Consider the following 20,264-nt stretch of genomic DNA (forward strand, 5'->3'; position numbering starts at 1 on the left):
TGGTTGATATGAAACCGTTATGAACGGGATCTGTGTCGAATCGAGACGCGTCGGCGCGGCGTTCCGATCAGCCGACCCGCAGCACCTCGATCACGTCCTCGCGACCGTTGAACGCGACCCATTCGCCCGCGCTCGCGCCCAGCAGCGCGCGCGCCAGCGGGGCGGACAGCGCGAGCAGGCCGGCGGCGGGATCGGCCTCGTCGTCGCCGACGATCGTCACCACACGCTCGCGCCCGTCGAGCGTGAAGGTCACGGCGGTGCCGAAGCCCACCACGCCATCGTCGCGCGCCGCGGTCTCGATCGCGGTGGCGCGGCGGGTCTTCCAATAGCGCAGGTCGCGCGCCACCGCCTTGCGCGCTTCCTCGTCGTCGGCGGCGTCGAGCGCCGCCTCCAGCGCGGCGATGCGCTCGTCGATCAGCACCCGGCCGCGCGCGGTCACCAGATTGGGCCCGGGCGGGATCGGCAACTCGAAGCGCGGCTCGAGATGCTCGTCGTCGCTCTCGCGGCGGAAGGCGACGCTCATCCCAGTTTCCCGAACTGCGCCTCATAGCCGGCGCGATCACCCTGCGCGAGCAGCCGCGCCTGGTCGCGCCAGCGGTCGCGCTCCATCCGCCCGGCGAAGGCGCCGAGCTGCGCGTCGAGCTGCGCCGCCTCGGCATCGTCGAGCCAGGCGAGCTGGTCGACGCGCGTGATGCCGAGCTCGCCCAAGCGCGCCGCGATCTTGGGGCCGAGCCCCTTGAGCAAGGTCACCGGCACCGCGCCGGGTTCGTCAACGACCGGTGTCGCCGCGGCATCCGCCGCCGCACTCGCGGGCGACGCGTCGAGCGGCGCGGCCGCGGCGATCGGCTCGTCCGCGAGCGGGCGTTCGGCGGGAGCTTCGTCGCGGGGGGCGGGCGCGGTGACCGGCTCATCCGCCCGCGGCGGAGGGGCGGCGGGTGCGCTCGCGGTCTCGGTCGAATGTGCGCGCGGCGGCTCGGCGGCGCGCTCGCGCGGTGCGGCGTGCCGCTCGGCAGGGGGCGCCTCGCCGGGATCGCGCACGATCGGCGGTATCCCTTCCGCGGTGTTGGTCGCCTCGACGCCGTCGGCGCGCAGCTCGTCGATCCGCTGCTGCTCCTCCGCCTCGGCGGCGTTGCGCCGGGCCTTGAGCCGCGCGCCCCAGATCATGCCGATCACGGTGAGCACCGCGAGCAGCGCCACCAGCACGAGCGCGATCGTGACGAGCACCTGATCCTGCGAGATCGGTTCCAGGGCATAGCTGGAAGAGTTCATCGGCGGGTCCTAGCGTCGGGCAGCATCACCGGATCAACCATCGGCGCGCGCCTTCGCTCCGATGTCGCGGCGGAAGAAGCCGGTAGGGAAGTCGATCGCCTCGACCGCACGATAGGCGGCACCGCGCGCGGCGGCGACGTCGGCGCCGGTCGCGGTCACCGCGAGCACGCGGCCGCCGCTCGCCACCAGCGCGTCGCCGTCCTGCCGCGTGCCCGCCTGGAACACGGTCGCGCCGGTCGCCTCGGCGGCGTCGATCCCGCCGATCGCGCCGCCGGTGCGCGGTTCGCCGGGATAGCCCTCGGCCGCCATGACCACCGTCAGCGCGGCGTCGTCGGCGAAGGCGGGAGCGGGGAGGTCGGCGAGCCGCCCCTCCGCCACCGCGAGCAGCACCTCGACGAGGTCGCCCGCGAAGCGCGCCATCAGCACCTGGCACTCGGGATCGCCGAAGCGGACGTTATATTCGATCAGCTTGGGGCCGTCCGCCGTCAGCATCAGCCCGGCGTAGAGCACGCCGACGTAAGGCGTGCCCGCGGCGGCGAGCGCGTCGATCGTCGGGCGCACGATCTCGCCCAGCGCCTGCTCCTCCAGCTCGGGGGTGAGCACCAGCGCGGGGCTGTAGGCGCCCATCCCGCCGGTATTGGGTCCGGTGTCGCCCTCGCCGACGCGCTTATGGTCCTGCGCCGAGCCGAAGGACGCGGTGGAGGTGCCGTCGCTCAGCACGAACAGGCTCGCCTCCGGCCCCTCCAGCCGCTCCTCGATCACCGCCTCGACCGGTCCCTGCGCGTAGAGGTCGCGGATCGCCGCCTCCGCCTCGGCGCGCGACATCGCCACCACCACGCCCTTGCCCGCGGCGAGCCCGTCGGCCTTGATCACGCAGGTCTCGCCGAAATCGTCGAGGCAGGCGAGCGCGCCGTCGCGCGTCGTTACCTTGAAATAGCGCGCGGTCGGGATGCCGACGCGCGCGCACAGGTCCTTGGTGAAGCCCTTCGACCCCTCCAGCTTCGCCGCCTCGCGACCGGGGCCGAAGACGGGCACGCCGATCGCGCGGATGTTGTCGGCGAGCCCGCGCACCAGCGGCACCTCCGGCCCGACGACGACCAGTCCGATCTGGTGGCGTCGGACGAAGTCGATCACCGCGCGGTGATCGTCGACGTCCAGCTCCGCGATCGTGGCGTGCTGCGCGATGCCGGGGTTGCCCGGCGCCGCGAAGAGCGTATCGAGACGGGGAGATTGCGCCAGTTTCCACGCGAGTGCGTGCTCGCGTCCCCCCGATCCCACCAGCAGGATGTTCATGGCCGACCCCCTCTACGATACTCAGGCGGGCCGGCTGGTAGCCGAGGCCACGCCCGGCGACAATGCGATGGCGGTCAGCGTCAGCGAGCTGTCGGGTCGGCTCAAGCGCATGGTCGAGGGCGAGTTCGGCCATGTCCGGCTGCGCGGCGAGATCTCGGGCTACAAGCGCGCGACCTCGGGCCACGCCTATCTGTGCCTCAAGGACGATGCCGCGGTGATCGACGGCGTGATGTGGAAGGGCAGCGCCGCCGGGCTCGCCTTCCGCCCCGAGGACGGGATCGAGGTGGTCGCGACCGGGCGGCTGACGACCTATCCGGGCCGCTCCAAATATCAGATCGTGATCGAGCGGATGGAGCTCGCCGGCGCGGGCGCGCTGATGGCGCTGCTCGAGAAGCTGCGGCTCAAGCTGGCGGGCGAGGGGCTGTTCGACCGCGAGCGCAAGCAGGCGCTGCCCTTCATGCCGCGCACGATCGGCGTCGTCACCTCGCCGACGGGCGCGGTGATCCGCGACATCCTCCATCGGCTGGAGGACCGCTGCCCGACGCACGTCATCGTCTGGCCGGTCAAGGTGCAGGGCGCCGGTGCGGCCGAGGAAGTGGCCGCGGCGGTGCGCGGCTTCGACGCGCTGCCGGCGGACGGTCCGGTGCGCCGTCCCGATCTCGTGATCGTCGCGCGCGGCGGCGGCTCGATCGAGGACTTATGGGCCTTCAACGAGGAGGTCGTGGTGCGCGCCGTCGCCGCCTGCTCGATCCCGATCATCTCCGCGGTCGGCCACGAGACCGACACGACCTTGTGCGACCATGCCGCCGACCTGCGCGCGCCGACCCCCACCGCGGCGGCCGAGATCGCGGTGCCCGTGCTCGCCGAGCTGCGGCTGTCGCTCGACGCGATGCGCCAGCGCACCGAGCGCTGCGCGCGCCGCTATGTCGAGCGCGGGCGCGAGCGGCTCGATGCCCTCGCGCGCGTGATGCCGACGCGCGACCGACTGCTCGGCCCGCAGCGTCAGCGGCTCGACGAGCTGGGCGCGCGGCTCGACCGCGGGCTGGAGCGGCGCGTGACGCGCGCGCGCGGCGAGCTCGACCGTACCGCTGGCGCGATCCGGCCGGCCGCGCTGGAGCGGCGGCTGGAGGCGGGGCGGGCGCGTCTCGCCGATCTGGGCCGGCTGGTCGAGAGCCTCAACCCGGACAAGCTGCTGGATCGCGGCTATGTACGGGTAGAGGCCGCGGCGGGCGGCACGGTGACCAGCGCGGAGGCGGCGCGCGCCGCGGGGGCGCTGCTGCTCCACTTCCGCGACGGCGCGGTGCCGGCGCAGGTGGGGGAGGGGGCGCCGCGCGAGCCCCGACCCGCCAAGGTTGAGCCAAGGCCGGTGCGGGCCTATCCTGATAAGCCCGACCAGCCGCGCCTGTTCTGAGAGTTGCCCCGATGCTGATGAGCCACACCGACCGACCTGCCAAGCTCCACTATCTCGCCAACGGCTTCCGCGTGCTGGTGCCGGGCGACCATGTGGTGTGCGCGGTGTCGGGCGCGCGCATCGCGCTGGAGGACCTGCGCTATTGGGACGCGGCGACGCAGCGCCCCTTCGCCAGCGCGGCGATCGCGACCGAGGCGCTGGCGCCGCGGTGATCTCCCTGTTCAGGGCGGCATGGCTCGGGGCGGGGGCGCTCGCCGCGGCGGGCTGCGTGCCCGCGGCGCCTTCGGCCGCGCTGCCCGCGCCGGCCCCCGTCGCGCCCGCCCCGGTGGCCGCGCCGCGACCGACACTCCCGCCGCCGCCCGAGCTGGTCGCGCCCGCGCGGCTGGGCCTGCCCGCGACGATCGCGCAGGGCGGTCTCGCGCTCGGCACCGCGCCGGCGGGGACGGTGCGGCTCACGCTCGACGGTGCGCCGGTTCAGCTCGCGCCCGACGGGCGCTTCCTGATCGCGGCCGACCGCGACGCGAGCGCGGCGATGACGCTCACCGCCGCGCTGCCCGATTCGCGCACGCTCACCGCGACGCTGCCGGTGACGCCGCGTGCGTGGCGGATCGAGCGGCTCGACCGTGTCGCCAAGGTGCCCGTGCCCGACGCCGATTTCGCGCGTCGTCGCCCCGCCGAGCTGCGGCAGATCGCCGCCGCGCGCGCGACCGCTTCGGTGTCGGACGGCTGGCGCCAGCGCTTCCGCTGGCCGGTGACGGGGCGGATCTCGGGGCTGTTCGGCGCGCAGCGGATCTATCGCGGCGAGCCGGGCAGCTATCACGGCGGGGTCGACGTCGCGCGCGGCGTGGGCACGCCGGTGGTCGCCCCGGCCGACGGCGTGGTGACGCTCGCCGCCGACCCGCCCTTCACGCTGGAGGGGCGGCTGCTGATCCTCGATCACGGGGCCGGCCTGACCAGCGCCTTCCTGCACCTGTCGCGCCTCGACGTGCGGGTGGGGCAGCGGGTGCGGCAGGGCGAGCCGATCGGTCTGGTCGGGCGCACCGGCCGCGCCTCGGGGCCGCACCTGCACTGGGCGATGACGTGGCACGGCGCGCGGCTCGACCCACAGCCGGTCGCCGGGCCGATGCCGGCGGGATAGGCGCGGCGGCTAGGCTACGTCCGGTGTGACCGGCCGCGTGCTCCTGCGTTCGCAGCAGCACGGTTCAGGCGAGGCGCGACCCGTCGCTCCAGGCCGCCCACGCCGGCCTCAGCACAGCCTTGGTTCGAGCAGGTCGCTCAGCTCGCGCTCGAGTCGCGCCATCGTGAAGGGCTTGCCGATGAACCGGTCGGCCGCGCGGGTCTCGAGATGGTCGTCACCGACGAAACCCGACATCGCGATCGTCAACGCGTGGGGATACCGCGCCAGCACGCGGCGGATCAGCCCGAAGCCGTCGAGCGTGCCGGGCATGCGCACGTCGGTCAGCAACACGTCGAACCGAACGCCGTCCTGGATCATGCCATAGGCCTCGTCGCCCGAGGCCGCGGTGTGGACGCTGTAGCCGGTGCTCTGGAGCTGCTCGCAGACGGTGCTGCGCACCAGCGGCTCGTCATCCACGACCAGGATCACTGGCGGTCGTTGGTCGTCAGACATGCGTGCTTGGTCCCGTGCGACACCGTTTATCGTGAAAATTTAACCGTTCGACGAACCTGTCGCCGCTGCCGCCCGACGTGTCAAGACGGGACAGGGTCGCTGACGATCCAAAGTTGACGTTGCGGCAATTTACAAGCGGGCGTGGGATTTCGGCATCACCCGGCGCGGGTCAGGACAGCAATTTGGGGCCGTCCTTCTCCAGCTTGGCGCGCAGCGGCTCGGCGAACATGGCGAGCAGGCCGGGCAGGTCGAAGACCGCGTGGACGTTGGTGTCGGTGACGTCGAGCCGCACGCCGACGCGCTGCCCCATGCCCTCGACGGTGAAATGCAGCGTGTCGCTGTCCCAGCGGTGCTCGGTGACGTGTCCGCCGGGAATATAGCCCGCGAGCTTGTCGAACCCGCCCTCGATCCGCCGCTTCGCGCCGGCGCGGCCGAGCTGGTGCGGCAGGTCGATCTCGACCGGGCGGCTCATGCCACCGCCTCCGCCGGCGCGGCGGTGGCGAACAGCGCGGAGTCGTCGGCGAAGGCCTTGAACTCCAGCGCATTGCCGCTGGGATCGCGGAAGAACATCGTGGCCTGCTCGCCGCGCTCGCCCTTGAAGCGGACGTGCGGCGCGATGCCGAACTCGATGCCCGCGGCCTCGACCCGCGCGGCGAGCCGCTCCCAGTCGGCCATGGTCAGGACGATGCCGAAATGCGGGACCGGCACGTCATGGCCGTCGACCGGGTTGGTCACCGCGACGGGACGCGCGGCGGGATCGAGGTGTGCGACGATCTGGTGACCGCCGAAGTCGAAATCGACCCAGGAGTCGCTCGACCGCCCCTCGGCGCAGCCCAGCACGCCGCCGTAGAAGGCGCGCGCGGCGGCGAGGTCATGAACCGGAAATGCGAGGTGAAAAGGGCGCAGTGTCATGCCGCTGTTGTAGCCGATGTGCCGCGCCAAGGGGAGGGGCGGCACGCGGCCGCGTCGGGCGGCTTCGCCCCTCCGCTTCGAGGGATCGTCGCGCGACCGTGATCGCGTCCCGCATCATCGTCATCCCGGCCTGGAGCCGGAATCCATCGGTTCAGACCCGAAAGGTTCGTTGTCGCGGTGGCGACTCGCCCGCGTCATCCCGGGCTCGACCCGGGATTCATGGTGCCGCGAGAGCCGCCAACGTCGCTTTCGCGGAACAATGGATCCCGGCGCGGGGCCGGGATGACGGTGAGGGAAGAGAAAGGCGTATCCCTGATCACAGCGCATTATTCGCGAAGAGCTGCGGCCGATCAGGCGGCGGAAGATGCAAGCCACTTTTGGGTCCGGACCCACCGCCCCGCGAGATCATCGCGCGTTGCTCTCGCGGTGGGGTGGATCCCGGGTCGAGCCCGGGATGACGGGGTAAGCTGCCTCCGCGACAATGAACCTTTTGGGTCCGGACCAAAGGAACCGGCGGCGAGCCCGGGATAACGGGAGCTTGCGACCATCGCCTTCAAAGAAGGGATCGGGGCGTGGGCGCTTCGGCGAACCCGTCGGCAGCGGCGACGCCCACACCAAGCCCGGCTCAGCGGCGCCGTGGCCCGCGCGGCCCCGACGCGCCGTTCGGCCGCCGCTGCGGCACGCGTGCGGCACGCGGCGGCGCGGCGCCGTCCATCGGCTCGATTCGCACGCCATTCTCGTCCTCGCCGTCGCTGTTGGCCGAGGCGCGCACCGCCGCGGCGAAGCGTCCCGCCAGCGCGCGCGGTACCTGGAACTGGGTCTCCATCGGCCCGATCCGGATCGCGCCGATCTCGCTCTTCGTCACATGGCCGCGGCGGCACAGCAGCGGCAGCACCCAGCGCGGGTCGGCGTTCTGGCGCCGGCCGATGTTCATGCGGAACCACACCACGTCGTCGAAGCCGTCACGGTGCGCCTTCGGCCCGTCGCTCGGCGCCTGGCCGGTCAGTTCCTCGGGCGCGGGCAGTGCGGCGCGCTGCGCCGCCACCAGCGCGGCGGCGATGTCCTCGGGCGAGCGCTGCGCCAGCAGCTCGGCGGCGAGCGCGCGATCGTCGTCATCCACCTCGACCGGCGCGAGCAGTCGCTCGAGCAGCCGCTCGCGGTCCTTGGCGCGGATCTCCTCCGCGCTCGGCACCTCGCCCCACTCGGTCGCGATGCGCGCGCCGCGCAGCATCATCTCGACGCGGCGGCGGCGCGGATAGGGCACGATCAGCACCGCGGTGCCCTTCTTGCCCGCGCGCCCGGTGCGGCCCGAGCGGTGCTGGAGCACCTCGGCGTCGCGCGGCATCTCGACGTGGATCACGAGGCTGAGCGTCGGCAGGTCGATGCCGCGCGCGGCGACGTCGGTCGCGACGCAGACGCGCGCGCGACGGTCGCGCAGCGCCTGGAGCGCCTGGTTACGCTCGTTCTGCGAATGCTCGCCCGACAGCGCCACCGCGGCGAAACCGCGCTCGACCAGCCCGGCGTGGAGGTGGCGGACGTTGTCGCGCGTGGCGCAGAACAGCATCGCGGTCTCCGCCTCGTAGAAGCGCAGCAGGTTGATCACCGCATGCTCGATGTCGGCGGGCGAGACGGTGACGGCGCGATAGGCGATGTCGCCGTGGCCGCGCTGCTGGCTGACGGTGGAGATGCGCAAAGCGTCGCGCTGATAGGTCTTGGCGAGCTGGACGATCGGGCGCGGCAGCGTCGCCGAGAAGAGCAGGGTGCGGCGCTCGGTCGGGGTCTGGTCGAGCAGCGCCTCGAGGTCGTCGCGGAAGCCCATGTCGAGCATCTCGTCGGCCTCGTCGAGGATCGCGACGCGGAGCTGGCCGAGCTTGAGCGCGCCGCGCTCGGCGTGATCGCGCAGGCGGCCCGGCGTGCCGACGACGATGTGCGCGCCGTGGTTGAGCGCGCGGCGCTCGCGGCTGGCGTCCATGCCACCGACGCAGGTGGCGATGCGCGCGTCGGCGTAGAGCCACGCCAGCTCCTTGGCGACCTGGAGCGCGAGTTCGCGCGTCGGCGCGATCGCCAGCGCGAGCGGCGCCGCGGCGGGGGGCAGCGCGCCGTCCTCGCTGAGCAGTTGCTCGGCCATGGCGAGCCCGAAGGCGACGGTCTTGCCCGAGCCGGTCTGCGCGGAGACGAGGAGGTCGCGGCCGTGCGCGGCCTCGGCCGTCACCTCGGACTGGACGGGGGTGAGCGCGGTATAGCCACGCGCGGCGAGCGCGCTGCCCAGCGCGACAGGAAGATTCGGAAAGTCCATGAGGACTGCGCACATGGGCGCGATCCGCCGAAATTGCCAGTGGGAACGGCGCCGCGCGGCGGGACGTTCGGCGCTTTTCTCCCGATCACGGCAGGATAGACGCGATATGGCGCTCGTCAACGACCCCGTCTGGTTCATCACCGGCTGCTCCACCGGCTTCGGACGCGCGCTCGCGCGGCTGGTGCTGGAGCGCGGCTGGCGCGCGGTGGTGACCGCGCGCGATTCGGACCGTGTCGCCGATCTGGTCGAGCGCTACGGCGACCGCGCGCTGGCGCTGTCGCTCGACGTGGTGGATCAGACGCAGATCGAGGATGCGGTGGCGGCCGCGGCGGAGCGCTTCGGCCGGATCGACGTGCTCGTCAACAACGCGGGTTACGGCTATCAGTCGAGCATCGAGGAGGGCGAGGATCACGAGATCCGCGCGCAGTTCGACGCCAACGTCTTCGGCCTGTTCGCGCTGACCCGGGCGGTGCTGCCCGGCATGCGCGAGCGCCGTGCCGGTGCGATCGTCAACATCACCTCGGTCGCCGGGCTCGTCGGCTTCCCGTCCTCGGGCTATTACGCCGCCTCCAAGCACGCGGTGGAGGGCTTCTCCGACTCGCTCGCCGCCGAGGTGGCGCCGCTCGGCATAACGGTCACGTGCGTCGAGCCGGGGCCGTTCCGCACCGACTGGGCTGGCCGCTCGCTGCGCCAGACGCCGAGCACGATCGCCGACTATGCCGACACCGCCGGCGCGCGCATGGCCTCGACCAGGGGCGTCTCGGGCAACCAGCCCGGCGACCCGGTGCGCGCGGCCGAGGCGATGATCGAAGCGGTCGAGCGCGACATGCCGCCGCGCCATCTCGTGCTCGGCCAATGGGGCTATGACGCGGTGACCGAGCGGCTGCGCGCGCGCGTCGCCGAGATCGAGGCGCAGCGCGACTTGGCGCTGGGCGCCGACTTCCCGGCCGACGCTACCAGCGGTAGTTGAAGCTGACGGAGACGCGCTCCTCCTTGGCGGTGCTGGGCATCACCTCGTGGCGCAGCCAGCTCTCCCACAGGAAGAGCGTGCCCGGCGCGGGCTCGGCATAGACGAAGGTGCCGTCGCGCGGCGGCGCCGCCATCAGCATCGCCAGCCGCGGGTCCTCCAGCTTGAGCGCGCCGGCGCCGGGCGGAACCGCGACGTAGAAGGTGCCCGATACCGCGCTGTGCGGGTGGAGATGCCCCGAGTGGGTACCGCCCGGCTTCATGACGTTGACCCACAGGCTGTCGAGCTTGAGTTTCCGACCGCCGAGATCGAGCCCGGCCTCGGCGGCGAAGATGGCGACGTGGCGGTCGAGCAGGCGCTTGAGGTCGGCGAAGGCGGGGTCGCGCTGCGGCAGGTCGTCGAGCGAGGCGTAGCTGGTATAGCCGCGATAGCCGTGCGCCTTGGACCAGCGCTTGCCGGCGACGTCCTCTGCGGCGAGGGCGCGGCAGGAGTCGGCCAGCTCGGCGAGCAGCGCGGGCTGGTCGAGCTGCGCCTCGTAGAAGTGGGTGGGGAAGAGCTGGCGGGTCGGCATGGCGGGTCCTTCGCGATCGGGCAGGGGCTTAGCGGAGGGCTGGCGGGGGTGCGAGACGGAGAGTGCGCGCCGGCATGCCGCCCGTCACGCCTTGTCCTTCCGTTATCCCGTTCTCCTTGCGTCATCCCGTTGTCCTTCCGTCGCCCCGTTCTCCTTCCGGCGTCCCGTTGTCCTTCCGTCGCTCCGTTCTCCTTCCGGCGTCCCGTTCTCCTTCCGTAGTCCCGTTCTCCTTCCGTCATTCCATTCTCCCGTCATCCCGGCGCAGGCCGGGATCCACCGTGCCGCGCGTTCAACGGCCGGCGAGGGCGCGGAAGGATGGATCCCGGAACAAGTCCGGGATGACGGGAGGAGAGGGAGGGGGTGACACCCTCCACCCGTGCTCCACCCGTGTTCCTGCGCATGCAGGAACCCAGGACCGCGCGAGCACCGTCTGCCGCCCTGGGCTCCCGCTTCCGCAGGAGCACGGCGACAGCGGGGGCGTCGCGCATTTCTCCGCCGCGACCCCGCCTATGCCCCCAGCCGCAGCGCGACGTCGTTCATGAAGCGCACGTCGTCGCCCTTGGCGAGCCAGCCCGCCTCGCCCGCGACCGCGCCGAGCAGGTCACTCAGCGGCTCGATCTCGCTCTTGGCGTAATTGCCGAGCACATGGCCGGTCACCCGATCCTTGTGCCCCGGATGGCCGATGCCGATCCGCACGCGGCGGAAGTCGGGCCCGAGATGCTGGTCGATCGAGCGCAGCCCGTTATGCCCCGCGGTGCCGCCGCCCTGTTTCACCTTCACCTTCATCGGCGCGAGGTCGAGCTCGTCGTGGAAGACGGTCAGCGCCTCGACGCCGAGCTTGTAGAAGCGCAGCGCCTCGCCGACCGAGCGGCCGCTCTCGTTCATGAAGGTGGCGGGCTTGAGCAGCAGCACCCTCACGCCGTCGACGCGCCCCTCCTGGAGCCAGCCCTGGAACTTCTTGGCCGGCGCGGCGAAGCCGTGGACCTCGGCGATCGAGTCGACCGCCATGAAGCCGACATTGTGCCGGTGCATCGCATATTGCGCGCCCGGATTGCCGAGCCCGACCCAGAGTTGCACGTTGTTGGTCTCCTGATGGGGTGAGCGGAGCGGCAGGCCGCACCTCACCCTTCCGCCTTACCGGCCCGTCCGTCATCCCGGCCTTGAGCCGGGATCCATGCCGCCGCCAGCGCCGCAACCGGTTCACTCGCGGCACCATGGATGCCGGGTCGAGCCCGGCATGACGGATGTGGGAATAAGCGCGCCCTCCCCACGAAAGCGAAAGGGGCAGGGCAGCGTCGCCGCCACCCTGCCCCCCAAGGCTCACGCGGAGCGCGACGATCAGGCCTCGTCCGAGCCCTCGGTCGTCGCGGCGTCCTCGGCCTCGTCGGCGGCGCCCTCCGACTTCAGCGCCGACGGCGCGACCAGCGTCGCCACGGTGAAGTCGCGGTCCTCGATCGCGGGGGTCGCGCCCTTGGGCAGCGTCACCTCGCTGATGTGGATCGAGTCGCCCACGTCCTTGCCCGCGACCGAGACGGTGATCTCGCTCGGGATGTTGCTGGCGTCGACCACCAGCTCGAGCTCGTGGCGCACGACGTTGAGCACGCCGCCCTTCTTGAGGCCCGGCGAGCTGTCCTCGTCGGCGAACACCACCGGCACCGCGACGGTGACGGTCGCGTCGGCAGCGATGCGGAGGAAGTCGACGTGGGTCGGGCGTTCGGTCACCGGGTGGAAGGCGACGTCCTTGGCCAAGGTGCGCTGCCCGCCGACCATGATCACCGAGTTCATGAAGTGGCCGGTCATCAATGCCTTGACCAGCGCCTTCTCCTCGAGGTGGATCGCCGACGGCTCCTTGTTCTGGCCGTAGATCACGGCGGGGACGCGGCCTTCGCGACGCAGCGAGCGGGAGGCTCCCTTGCCAACCCGGTCACGCGTCTCGGCCGCGAGCGTGATGGTATCGCTCATGTGGGTGCTCCGAAACGTGGAATGACTGATATGCTCCCGCCACGCCTCCAGGGATGACCATGACGGAAGTGCGCGCGCTTAGCCGCGACGCGCCCGAAACGCAATCAGTAGTTCACCCGCACCGCCTTGAGCCGGTAGGCGCCGAGCTGCGCCTGCACGCTCTGCGCGCCCGCGAGATGCCCCGCGCCGACCGCGACGAAGACGGTGCCCGGCCGCTTCATCCGCTCCGCGATCCACGCCGCCCAGCGCTTGTTGCGGTCGACCAGCAGCGCCTTCGCCACCTCGGGCGAGTCCTTGAGCGAGTCGTTCATCTCGCTCGCCACGCCGTCGGGATCGCCCTTCGACCAGGCGGTGACGAGCCGGTCGAAGGTGCGCTCGGCGGTGGGCAGCTCGTCGAGCGTGCTCTCCAGCAGCTGGAGCTGGGCGGGCGGCGACAAGGTGTCGAAGATGCCGAGCTGGCCCTCGAACGTCTCCAGCCCGACGACCTGCTTGCCCGCGGCGCGTGCCGCCTCGGTCAGCACCTTCTCGGGGCCGTTGGCGGCCTGGTAGCCGAGCTTCTGCACCGGCAGCAGCGACAGCGTCACCGCGGCGAACCACGGGCGCATCCTGTCATAGGCCTGGGCGGTGACGCCGCCCTCGCCCATCGCCTTGGCGAAGGCGGGGCGGTAGTTGGGCGGCAGCTGCTCGGTCAGCGTGCTGCCCGTCGGCGCGAACGCCTTGGCGGCGACGATCTTCTGCGCGGTCTGTGCGTCCGGCTCGACCATCTCCAGCACAAGGGTCTGCGAGCGGTCGAACGCGGTCTTCACGCCCTCGTCGAACCAGGACAGGCCGGGCTTGAGCACGTGGATCGTGCCGAAGAGATAGATCGTCGTGTCGGCGTCCTTCACCACCCACAGCGCGGGATCGGCGTCGGCCGGCGCGGCGGGGGCGGGCGCCTGCTGCGCGCAAGCGGGGAGCGCGAGCAGCAGCGCGAGGGCGGAGAAAGCGGTCTTCATGGCAGCGTTCATGCGGCGGCGTCCCGGCGAAGGAAAGGGTGCGCTATCGGCGCGTGCGCCGCGCCGGGCAAGCGCGACGGGCCGCGCCGGTCCGGTCGCGCTCAGCGGTGGCAGAGCTGCGCCGCGACCGACTCGAGCGTGCGATAGGCATCGGCGCGGACCTTGACCGGCAGTCGCGGCGTGTCGGCGACGCGCGTGCGCACGCGTTCGGCCTGCTGCCACAGCGAGTCGGCCTGTTCCTGCGTCAGCGTCTTCGCCGTGCGCGCGATGCCGATGCCGCTCTGGAGCCGAGTGGCGTGCCACGCCAGCACCGAGGACGCCGGGACGACCCCCGGCGCGAGCCCCAGCGGCCGGCAAGCCGCGAGGCGGCGCGCCGCCGCCACTGGTTCGCCCGGCGAGGGCATCGGCCCGGCCGAACCCGCCGACGGCACCGTACCGGTGAGAAGAAGAACAGAGATGAGAAGGGGATGGGTCGACATACGCACACCTGTCCTTGATCTGGCGCGGCGCGGCCTAGCATCGGTCCGATGAACCGTCGTCGACTCGACTGGTCATTACGGCGATCCTCTTCGCTATGTCCCGATCCTGCTCAGTCAAGCCACGGGGATCGTGGCGAATATTGATCGCAGGCGGGCAGAAACAGCGCGGTGTCCCGCGCCGGGATCGCGCCCGATCTGTCCGCGGGCGGGCGCTATCTCTTTGTTAACCGGAGCGAAGGTAAGAAAAGGCCGAACCGGGTCAGCGCGCGAAGGGGCGGCGCCTGCCGGGTCGGTCGATCCCAGCGCGGGCGTGTGAGAGAAAATGGCGGCTTCCTTCTTCCTTCGGCGCCTCGTGCGCGATCGCACCGCCAATGCGGCGGCGCTGATGGCCGCGGCGATGATCCCGCTCGTCGCGCTCGCGGGCGCGGCGCTCGACGTCGGGCGGATGTATGCGGTGAAGTCGCGGTTGCAGCAGGCGTGCGACGCGGGCGTGCTCGCGGGGCGGCGCTTCATGGCGACCGACGCGGGCACGACGCTCGACGCCAATGCCGCCGACCGCGCGCGGACCTTCTTCGCCAACAATTTCGGTGCGGGCTGGTTCGGCGTCGACACGCCCAGCTTCACCCCCGTCAAGACCAGCGACCAGCAGGTCGCGGGCACCGCCTCGGTGCGCGTGCCGATGACGGTGACCAAGATCTTCTCGTCCGCCGCCACCACGCTGACGGTGACGTGCAAGGCACGCTACGACATCGCCGACACCGACATCGTCTTCGTGCTCGACACCACCGGATCGATGGCGTGCCGTCCCGAGGACACCGACGCGCAGTGCAACAGCTATGTCAGCAGCAACCCGGCGCAATCCTACACGCGCCCGACCAACGACCCCGATGCGATGCCGGGCTATCTCGGCTCCACCGGCTATGCCGTGCCCGAGACCACCGCGGGCAGCGGGTCGCGGATGAAGGCGCTGCGCCAGGCGGTGAAGGACTTCTACGCGGTGATCGCGTCCTCGGTCGATAAGAGCACGCGCGTCCGCTACGGCTTCGTCACCTACACCTCGACGATCAACGCGGGGAAGGCGATCTACCAGATGGCGCCCTCCTATCTGGTCGGCGGCAGCGCGGGCGAGACCGCGACCTATCAGTCGCGCCGCCTGGTCGACGATTACATGATCAGCTACAGCGGCACCACCAACGGCAAGAGCCAGTCCAACTGTACCGACATATGGGGCGGCAACCGCTCGCCCAGCGCGGCGCTGACCTACAACAGCACCACCGGCACCGCGACCGTGACCGGCGGGCAGCTGTGGAACGCCAGCGAGAGCCGCTGCTACGGTTCGGTGACGCGCACGCTCGGGCCACGCTGGTCCTATGAGGCGCGCGACTATGACGTGTCCAAGTTCGTCGCTGGCCTCAAGGTGCTCGATCCGACGATGGTCAAGGGCGAGACCTCGACCTGGGACGGCTGTGTCGAGGAGCGCAAGACCGAGGCGGGCACCACCAGCTTCACCTCCAAGGCCTATGACCTCGACCCCGAGCTGGTCCCCACCACCGACATCAACACGCGCTGGCGCCCGATGTGGGCCGACGTCGAGTATAACCGCCGGTACGCGGGGACCGACGTCGCCAATGGCGATGACACCGATCACCCCAATCTGGGCGGGGTGAGCCGTCGCTCGTTGGGCTTCTACTCGTGCGGCAAGCCGGTGCGTCGCCTGACGACGATGAGCGCGTCGGACATCGCCGCTTACGTCGACGCGCCCGACTTCAAGCCGCTGGGCGGCACCTATCATGATACCGGCATGATCTGGGGCACGCGGCTGCTCGCGGGCAGCGGCATCTTCGGCGCCGACAATGCCGGGCGCACCGGCCAGCCGGTGCCGCGCAAGGTGATCGTGTTCCTCACCGACGGCGACATGTCGCCCAACAAGGACGTCTACGGCCTGTACGGGATCGAGTGGCTCGACAAGCGCGTCAGCGGCGGCGACACCGGCAATCTGACCAGCTATCACAACGCGCGCTTCCTCTACGAATGCGGCCGCGCGCGCTCGCTCGGCATCGACGTGTGGACTGTGGCGATCGACACGGCCTCCAACGACCAGCTCACGCAATGCGCGCGCAACAGCTCGCAGGCGCTGGCCACCACCACGGGCAGCGGGCTGACCGCGATCTTCCAGAAGATCGCCAAGCAGGTCGCGATGCTGCGGATCGACCAGTGAGCGCGCGCGCGCGCCGGCTCGGGCGCGACCGCCGCGGCGTGAGCACGATCGAGTTCGCGATGCTCGCGCCGGTGATGTTCCTGGTGATCTTCGGGCTCGGCGAGCTGTTGTACCAGGCCTATGTCCGCGCGGTGCTGGAAGGCGCGGTGGTCAAGGCCGGGCGCGACAGTTCGCTGGAGAACAATGCGGTCGACCAGGACGCGATCGACGCCAAGGTGCGCGCGATGCTGGCCGGGCTGGGCGGGGGCATGACCTTCGCGTCGGAGCGGCGCAGCTACGCCAGCTTCGCGCTGATCAAGCCCGAGACGTTCGACGACAAGAACAAGAACGGCAAGCGCGACGCCGGCGAGTGTTTCGACGACATCAACGGCAACGGCAAATGGGACGCCGACCCCGGCACCACCGGCCAGGGCGGCGCCAACGACGTGACGCGCTACACGATGACGGTCACCTACAAGCGGCTGTTCCCCGTGGGTGCCTTTCTCGGCTGGTCGCCGACCCAGTCGCTGTCGGCGTCGACGCTGCTCAAGAACCAGCCGTACAAGACGCAGACCAGCAATGCGGTGACGTCGATATGCACCTGACGTTCGCGACCCGCCTGCTGCGCGACCGCGCGGGCGTCTCGATGGTGGAGTTTGCGCTGGCGCTGCCGGTGGTGCTCGCGCTCGGCTGCTACGGGCTGGAGACGTGCAATCTCGCGATCGTGTCGCTCAAGGTCAGCCAGATCACGCTCAACCTCGCCGACAATGCCTCGCGCGTGGGCAGCATGCAGAACGACAATTCGACCCAGCTGCGCGAGATCGACGTCAACGACGTGCTCACCGCGGTTCGGCTCCAGGGCGAGAAACTGGGGCTGACGACGCGCGGGCGGATCATCGTCTCCTCGCTCGAGGAGAGCGGTGGCAAGCAGTATATCCATTGGCAGCGCTGCCTCGGTACCCAGCGCGGCACGGCCTTCGACTCGCATTACGGCACCGCCCCGATCACCGCGGGGACGCAGAGCGGCAGCGGCTATGCCGGCACCGTGGTGACTGGGATGGGCAAGACCGGCGCGCAGGTCACCGCGCCGCCGGGGACGGGGGTGATGTTCGTCGAGGTCAATTACGCCTATCAGCCGCTGGTGAGCGCGGCGTGGCTGGCGGCGGGGGCGGAGCAGCTCCATTACACCGCCTCGTTCATCGTGCGCGACCGCCGCACCTTCGACCAGATCTACAACCCCGCGCCCGAGGCGCAGCGCTATACCTGCGACCGCTACACCGCCACCTGAGCGGGGTGGGGCTCGCTTGATTCCCCGCCGGGCTTCCGCCACAGCGCCGAGGTGACCGACACCAGCGCCAACCGCCCGCTCAGCTTCCAGGCGATGATCCTGCGGCTCCACCAATATTGGTCGGAGCGCGGCTGCGTGATCCTCCAGCCCTATGACATGGAGATGGGCGCGGGCACCTTTCACCCCGCCACCACGCTGCGCGCGCTGGGGCCGGACACGTGGAACGCCGCCTTCGTCCAGCCGTGCCGCCGCCCCACCGACGGGCGCTACGGCGAGAACCCCAACCGGCTCCAGCATTATTACCAATATCAGGTGATCCTGAAGCCGAGCCCGCCCGATCTGCAGGAGCTGTACCTCGGCAGCCTCGCCGCGATCGGGGTCGACATGGGCGTTCACGACATCCGCTTCGTCGAGGACGATTGGGAGAGCCCGACGCTCGGCGCCTGGGGGCTCGGCTGGGAGGTCTGGTGCGACGGGATGGAGGTGACCCAGTTCACCTATTTCCAGCAGATGGGCGGCTTCGACATGAAGCCGGTGGCGGGCGAGCTGACCTACGGGCTCGAGCGGCTGGCGATGTACATCCAGGACGTCGACAACGTCTACGACCTGCGCTTCAACGACGCCGGGGTGAGCTACGGCGACGTCTTCCTCGAGAACGAGCGCCAGATGAGCGCGTGGAACTTCGAGGTGGCCGACACCGAGACGCTGTTCGACGCCTTCCGCAAGGCCGCGGCCGAGTGCGAGAACAGCCTCGCCGCCGGGCTGCCGATCCCGGCCTATGAGCAGGCGATCAAGGCGAGCCACACGTTCAACCTGCTCCAGGCGCGCGGCGTCATCTCGGTGGCGGAGCGCCAGGCCTATATCGGCCGCGTCCGCGACCTGGCGAAGGGCGCGTGCGGGGCGTGGATGGAGAAGAACGGGTGGGCGGCGTGAACCACATGACCGACTTCCTGCTCGAACTCCGCTCGGAGGAGATCCCCGCCCGCATGCAGGCGAAGGCGCGCGAGGACCTCGCCCGTCTGTTCGCCGCCGAGCTCGCGCGCGCCGGGCTGGCCGCCAGCGACACCGTCACCTACGCCACGCCGCGCCGGCTCGCGCTGATCGCGCGCGGCCTGCCCGAGGCGACTGCCGCCGTCTCCGAGGAGATCAAGGGCCCGCGCGCCTCCGCTCCACCGCAGGCGCTCGAGGGCTTCCTGCGCAAGACCGGGCTCGCCCGCGAGCAGCTCAGCGAGCGCGACGGCGTGCTCTATGCGACCAGCGAGCGGCCCGGCCGCGCCACCGCCGAGGTGCTTGCCGAGGCGGTCGCGGCGGTGATCCGCGCCTTCCCCTGGCCCAAGTCGATGCGCTGGGGCGCGGAGTCGCGCTCGACCGAGAGCCTGCGCTGGGTCCGCCCGCTCCATGGCATCGTCGCTTTGTTCGGCGAGGAGGTCGTGCCGGTCAGCGTCGCGGGGGTCGAGAGCGGCGCGGCGACGCTCGGCCACCGCTTCCACCATCCCGGCGCGATCACGATCGGCTCGGCGGCCGACTATGTCGAGAAGCTGCGCGCCTGCCACGTCATCGTCGACCAGGACGAGCGCGCCGCGCTGATCCGCGACCGCGCCGCCGCGCTGGCGGCGGAAGCGGGGCTGGTGCTGGTCGAGGACGAGGGGCTGGTGGCGGAGAATGCCGGGCTGACCGAGTGGCCGGTGCCGCTGCTCGGCCGTTTCGACCCCGCCTTCCTCGACGTGCCGCCCGAGGTGATCCAGCTCACCGCGCGGGTGAACCAGAAGTATTTCGTGTGTCGCGACGGTGAGGGGCGACTGGCGGATGCGTTCGTCTGCACCGCCAACATCGCGGCGAGCGACGGCGGGGCGCGGATCGTCGACGGCAACCGCAAGGTGCTGGCGGCGCGGTTGAGCGATGCGCGCTTCTTCTACGAGACCGATCGCAAGGTACCGCTCGAGCAGCAGGCGGAGAAGCTCGGCAAGATCGTGTTCCACGAGAAGCTCGGCACGGTGGCGGACAAGGTGGAGCGCGTCGCCAAGCTGGCACGCTGGCTGGTGGAAGAGGGGGTCATCCTGCCCGCGCGCGGGGAGGATATGGCGGCGCTCGCCGACATGGCGGAGCGCGCCGCCAAGCTCGTCAAGGCCGACCTCGTCACCGGCATGGTCGGCGAGTTCCCCGAGCTCCAAGGGCTGATGGGCGGCTATTACGCCGCGGCGCAGGGTGAACCCGCTGCGGTCGCCGAGGCGGTGCGCGATCATTACAAGCCCGTCGGGCAGGGCGACGACGTGCCGACCGCGCCGGTGACGGTGGCGGTGAGCCTCGCCGACAAGCTCGACAGCATCACTCAGTTCTTCGGCGCCGACCTGCGCCCGAGCGGCTCCAAGGACCCGTTTGCGCTGCGCCGTTCGGCACTGGGCGTGATCGCGCTGATCCTCGACAACAGGTTGCGCTTCCCGCTCGGCCATGTTGTGTCGCGCGACGCCCTCGACTTCTTCGCCGACCGTCTCAAGGTCCAGCAGCGCGAGGCCGGCGTGCGCCACGACCTGATCGACGCGGTCTTCGCGCTTGGCGGCGAGGACGACCTCGTCCGGCTGCTCGCGCGGGTGCGCGCGCTCCAGTCGTTCGTCCTCACCGAGGACGGCGCCAACCTGCTCGCGGGTTACAAGCGCGCCGCCAACATCCTCAAGAAGGAAGGCATCACCGACACCGCACCGGCGCAGCGGCACGAGACCCTGTCCTACACGCCCGAGAAGGACGAAGCCGCGCTCATCGCCGCGCTCGACTCGGCCGAGCCCGCCGCCGCCGACGCGGTCGCGCGCGAGGACTTCGAGCGCGCGATGGCCGCGCTCGCGACGCTCCGCGCCCCGATCGACGCCTTCTTTGACAATGTGACCGTCAACGACCCCGATCCGGCCAAACGCGCGGCGCGGCTGGCGCTGCTCGCGCGCGTCCGCGCCGCGGTCCACGAGGTCGCCGATTTCGCCAAGATCGAAGGTTGAGCCACACCGC

General features: G+C 71.2%; 21 protein-coding genes. 9 read left to right on the top strand and 12 right to left on the bottom strand.

Annotated elements, in window-relative coordinates:
• Window positions 1–67 precede the first annotated feature (67 nt).
• From EV292_RS14990 to purD, 3 genes are read right to left on the bottom strand one after another with little or no spacing between them, the layout of a single operon-like run.
• Window positions 68–523, bottom strand: coding sequence for a GreA/GreB family elongation factor (locus tag EV292_RS14990; protein WP_132910031.1), 456 nt, complete (start codon window positions 521–523; stop codon window positions 68–70).
• Complete coding sequence (locus tag EV292_RS14995; protein ID WP_132910032.1) at window positions 520–1,269, bottom strand: hypothetical protein; 750 nt, start codon at window positions 1,267–1,269, stop codon at window positions 520–522. The genes EV292_RS14990 and EV292_RS14995 overlap by 4 nt, the downstream gene beginning before the upstream one ends.
• Window positions 1,270–1,302: 33 nt before the next feature.
• On the bottom strand, window positions 1,303–2,562 hold the full coding sequence (gene purD, locus EV292_RS15000; RefSeq protein ID WP_132910033.1) for a phosphoribosylamine--glycine ligase: 1,260 nt from the start codon (window positions 2,560–2,562) through the stop codon (window positions 1,303–1,305).
• Between purD and xseA the strand changes: the two genes are divergently transcribed.
• The 3 genes from xseA to EV292_RS15015 are packed head-to-tail and all read left to right on the top strand — an operon-like array spanning window position 2,561 to window position 5,111.
• On the top strand, window positions 2,561–3,973 hold the full coding sequence (xseA, locus tag EV292_RS15005; RefSeq protein ID WP_132910034.1) for an exodeoxyribonuclease VII large subunit: 1,413 nt from the start codon (window positions 2,561–2,563) through the stop codon (window positions 3,971–3,973). The two genes, purD and xseA, sit on opposite strands and share 2 nt — an antisense overlap.
• Before the next feature lie 11 nt (window positions 3,974–3,984).
• Complete coding sequence (locus EV292_RS15010; RefSeq protein WP_132910035.1) at window positions 3,985–4,185, top strand: DUF2093 domain-containing protein; 201 nt, start codon at window positions 3,985–3,987, stop codon at window positions 4,183–4,185.
• Between the two features lie 5 nt (window positions 4,186–4,190).
• Complete coding sequence (locus EV292_RS15015; RefSeq protein ID WP_132910075.1) at window positions 4,191–5,111, top strand: M23 family metallopeptidase; 921 nt, start codon at window positions 4,191–4,193, stop codon at window positions 5,109–5,111.
• Between the two features lie 108 nt (window positions 5,112–5,219).
• Here the strand turns inward: EV292_RS15015 and EV292_RS15020 are convergent, their stop codons facing one another.
• The 4 genes from EV292_RS15020 to EV292_RS15035 form a co-directional block, all read right to left on the bottom strand.
• On the bottom strand, window positions 5,220–5,603 hold the full coding sequence (locus EV292_RS15020; RefSeq protein ID WP_132910036.1) for a response regulator: 384 nt from the start codon (window positions 5,601–5,603) through the stop codon (window positions 5,220–5,222).
• A gap of 169 nt (window positions 5,604–5,772) precedes the next feature.
• Window positions 5,773–6,075, bottom strand: coding sequence for a polyhydroxyalkanoic acid system family protein (locus EV292_RS15025; RefSeq protein WP_132910037.1), 303 nt, complete (start codon window positions 6,073–6,075; stop codon window positions 5,773–5,775).
• Entirely contained in the window at window positions 6,072–6,515 is a 444-nt protein-coding gene (locus EV292_RS15030; protein ID WP_132910038.1) for a VOC family protein, read from the bottom strand. The genes EV292_RS15025 and EV292_RS15030 overlap by 4 nt, the downstream gene beginning before the upstream one ends.
• Before the next feature lie 625 nt (window positions 6,516–7,140).
• A complete protein-coding gene (locus EV292_RS15035; RefSeq protein WP_132910039.1) occupies window positions 7,141–8,811 on the bottom strand; it encodes a DEAD/DEAH box helicase in 1,671 nt (556 codons plus the stop codon).
• Window positions 8,812–8,917: 106 nt separating this feature from the next.
• Between EV292_RS15035 and EV292_RS15040 the strand changes: the two genes are divergently transcribed.
• The gene (locus tag EV292_RS15040; RefSeq protein WP_132910040.1) at window positions 8,918–9,781 is read left to right on the top strand and encodes an oxidoreductase; all 864 of its coding nucleotides are present in this window, start codon (window positions 8,918–8,920) and stop codon (window positions 9,779–9,781) included.
• Here EV292_RS15040 and EV292_RS15045 read toward each other — a convergent pair.
• From EV292_RS15045 to EV292_RS15065, 5 genes are all read right to left on the bottom strand, one after another.
• The gene (locus tag EV292_RS15045) at window positions 9,765–10,349 is read right to left on the bottom strand and encodes a TIGR02466 family protein (RefSeq protein ID WP_132910041.1); all 585 of its coding nucleotides are present in this window, start codon (window positions 10,347–10,349) and stop codon (window positions 9,765–9,767) included. The two genes, EV292_RS15040 and EV292_RS15045, sit on opposite strands and share 17 nt — an antisense overlap.
• 507 nt (window positions 10,350–10,856) lie before the next feature.
• Window positions 10,857–11,426 (bottom strand): aminoacyl-tRNA hydrolase, encoded by a 570-nt coding sequence (gene pth / locus EV292_RS15050; RefSeq protein ID WP_132910042.1) that lies wholly within the window; start codon window positions 11,424–11,426, stop codon window positions 10,857–10,859.
• Between the two features lie 261 nt (window positions 11,427–11,687).
• Entirely contained in the window at window positions 11,688–12,311 is a 624-nt protein-coding gene (locus EV292_RS15055) for a 50S ribosomal protein L25/general stress protein Ctc (protein WP_132910043.1), read from the bottom strand.
• A gap of 104 nt (window positions 12,312–12,415) precedes the next feature.
• Window positions 12,416–13,318, bottom strand: coding sequence for a TraB/GumN family protein (locus tag EV292_RS15060; protein ID WP_132910044.1), 903 nt, complete (start codon window positions 13,316–13,318; stop codon window positions 12,416–12,418).
• A gap of 89 nt (window positions 13,319–13,407) precedes the next feature.
• Complete coding sequence (locus tag EV292_RS15065) at window positions 13,408–13,785, bottom strand: hypothetical protein (RefSeq protein ID WP_132910045.1); 378 nt, start codon at window positions 13,783–13,785, stop codon at window positions 13,408–13,410.
• A 322-nt stretch (window positions 13,786–14,107) separates the two neighbouring features.
• On the opposite strand from EV292_RS15065, the gene EV292_RS15070 reads away from it, so the two are divergent.
• The 5 genes from EV292_RS15070 to glyS all read left to right on the top strand — a co-directional run bounded on the left by EV292_RS15070 (window position 14,108) and on the right by glyS (window position 20,254).
• The gene (locus tag EV292_RS15070) at window positions 14,108–16,003 is read left to right on the top strand and encodes a TadE/TadG family type IV pilus assembly protein (RefSeq protein WP_132910046.1); all 1,896 of its coding nucleotides are present in this window, start codon (window positions 14,108–14,110) and stop codon (window positions 16,001–16,003) included.
• On the top strand, window positions 16,000–16,587 hold the full coding sequence (locus EV292_RS15075; RefSeq protein WP_243693797.1) for a TadE family protein: 588 nt from the start codon (window positions 16,000–16,002) through the stop codon (window positions 16,585–16,587). Before EV292_RS15070 ends, EV292_RS15075 begins: the two co-directional genes overlap by 4 nt.
• Entirely contained in the window at window positions 16,578–17,270 is a 693-nt protein-coding gene (locus EV292_RS15080; RefSeq protein WP_132910048.1) for a histidine kinase, read from the top strand. Before EV292_RS15075 ends, EV292_RS15080 begins: the two co-directional genes overlap by 10 nt.
• A 93-nt stretch (window positions 17,271–17,363) precedes the next feature.
• Window positions 17,364–18,203, top strand: coding sequence for a glycine--tRNA ligase subunit alpha (locus EV292_RS15085; protein WP_132910077.1), 840 nt, complete (start codon window positions 17,364–17,366; stop codon window positions 18,201–18,203).
• A gap of 5 nt (window positions 18,204–18,208) precedes the next feature.
• Window positions 18,209–20,254, top strand: coding sequence for a glycine--tRNA ligase subunit beta (gene glyS / locus EV292_RS15090; protein WP_132910076.1), 2,046 nt, complete (start codon window positions 18,209–18,211; stop codon window positions 20,252–20,254).
• Window positions 20,255–20,264: the final 10 nt, after the last annotated feature.

This window comes from Sphingomonas sp. BK235, from assembly GCF_004345855.1.
Taxonomy (GTDB): domain Bacteria; phylum Pseudomonadota; class Alphaproteobacteria; order Sphingomonadales; family Sphingomonadaceae; genus Sphingomonas.

Excerpts from the sequence above, each read along its gene's own strand:
- EV292_RS15030 (WP_132910038.1), bottom strand. The coding sequence starts at position 6,515 with ATGACACTGCGCCCTTTTCACCTCGCATTTCCGGTTCATGACCTCGCC.
- purD (WP_132910033.1), bottom strand. The coding sequence starts at position 2,562 with ATGAACATCCTGCTGGTGGGATCGGGGGGACGCGAGCACGCACTCGCG.
- EV292_RS15010 (WP_132910035.1), top strand. The coding sequence starts at position 3,985 with ATGCTGATGAGCCACACCGACCGACCTGCCAAGCTCCACTATCTCGCC.
- EV292_RS15065 (WP_132910045.1), bottom strand. The coding sequence starts at position 13,785 with ATGTCGACCCATCCCCTTCTCATCTCTGTTCTTCTTCTCACCGGTACG.
- xseA (WP_132910034.1), top strand. The coding sequence starts at position 2,561 with ATGGCCGACCCCCTCTACGATACTCAGGCGGGCCGGCTGGTAGCCGAG.
- EV292_RS15085 (WP_132910077.1), top strand. The coding sequence starts at position 17,364 with ATGATCCTGCGGCTCCACCAATATTGGTCGGAGCGCGGCTGCGTGATC.
- EV292_RS15025 (WP_132910037.1), bottom strand. The coding sequence starts at position 6,075 with ATGAGCCGCCCGGTCGAGATCGACCTGCCGCACCAGCTCGGCCGCGCC.
- EV292_RS15055 (WP_132910043.1), bottom strand. The coding sequence starts at position 12,311 with ATGAGCGATACCATCACGCTCGCGGCCGAGACGCGTGACCGGGTTGGC.
- EV292_RS14990 (WP_132910031.1), bottom strand. The coding sequence starts at position 523 with ATGAGCGTCGCCTTCCGCCGCGAGAGCGACGACGAGCATCTCGAGCCG.
- glyS (WP_132910076.1), top strand. The coding sequence starts at position 18,209 with ATGACCGACTTCCTGCTCGAACTCCGCTCGGAGGAGATCCCCGCCCGC.
- EV292_RS15060 (WP_132910044.1), bottom strand. The coding sequence starts at position 13,318 with ATGAACGCTGCCATGAAGACCGCTTTCTCCGCCCTCGCGCTGCTGCTC.
- EV292_RS15040 (WP_132910040.1), top strand. The coding sequence starts at position 8,918 with ATGGCGCTCGTCAACGACCCCGTCTGGTTCATCACCGGCTGCTCCACC.
- EV292_RS15070 (WP_132910046.1), top strand. The coding sequence starts at position 14,108 with ATGGCGGCTTCCTTCTTCCTTCGGCGCCTCGTGCGCGATCGCACCGCC.
- EV292_RS15080 (WP_132910048.1), top strand. The coding sequence starts at position 16,578 with ATGCACCTGACGTTCGCGACCCGCCTGCTGCGCGACCGCGCGGGCGTC.
- EV292_RS15020 (WP_132910036.1), bottom strand. The coding sequence starts at position 5,603 with ATGTCTGACGACCAACGACCGCCAGTGATCCTGGTCGTGGATGACGAG.
- EV292_RS14995 (WP_132910032.1), bottom strand. The coding sequence starts at position 1,269 with ATGAACTCTTCCAGCTATGCCCTGGAACCGATCTCGCAGGATCAGGTG.
- EV292_RS15035 (WP_132910039.1), bottom strand. The coding sequence starts at position 8,811 with ATGGACTTTCCGAATCTTCCTGTCGCGCTGGGCAGCGCGCTCGCCGCG.
- EV292_RS15045 (WP_132910041.1), bottom strand. The coding sequence starts at position 10,349 with ATGCCGACCCGCCAGCTCTTCCCCACCCACTTCTACGAGGCGCAGCTC.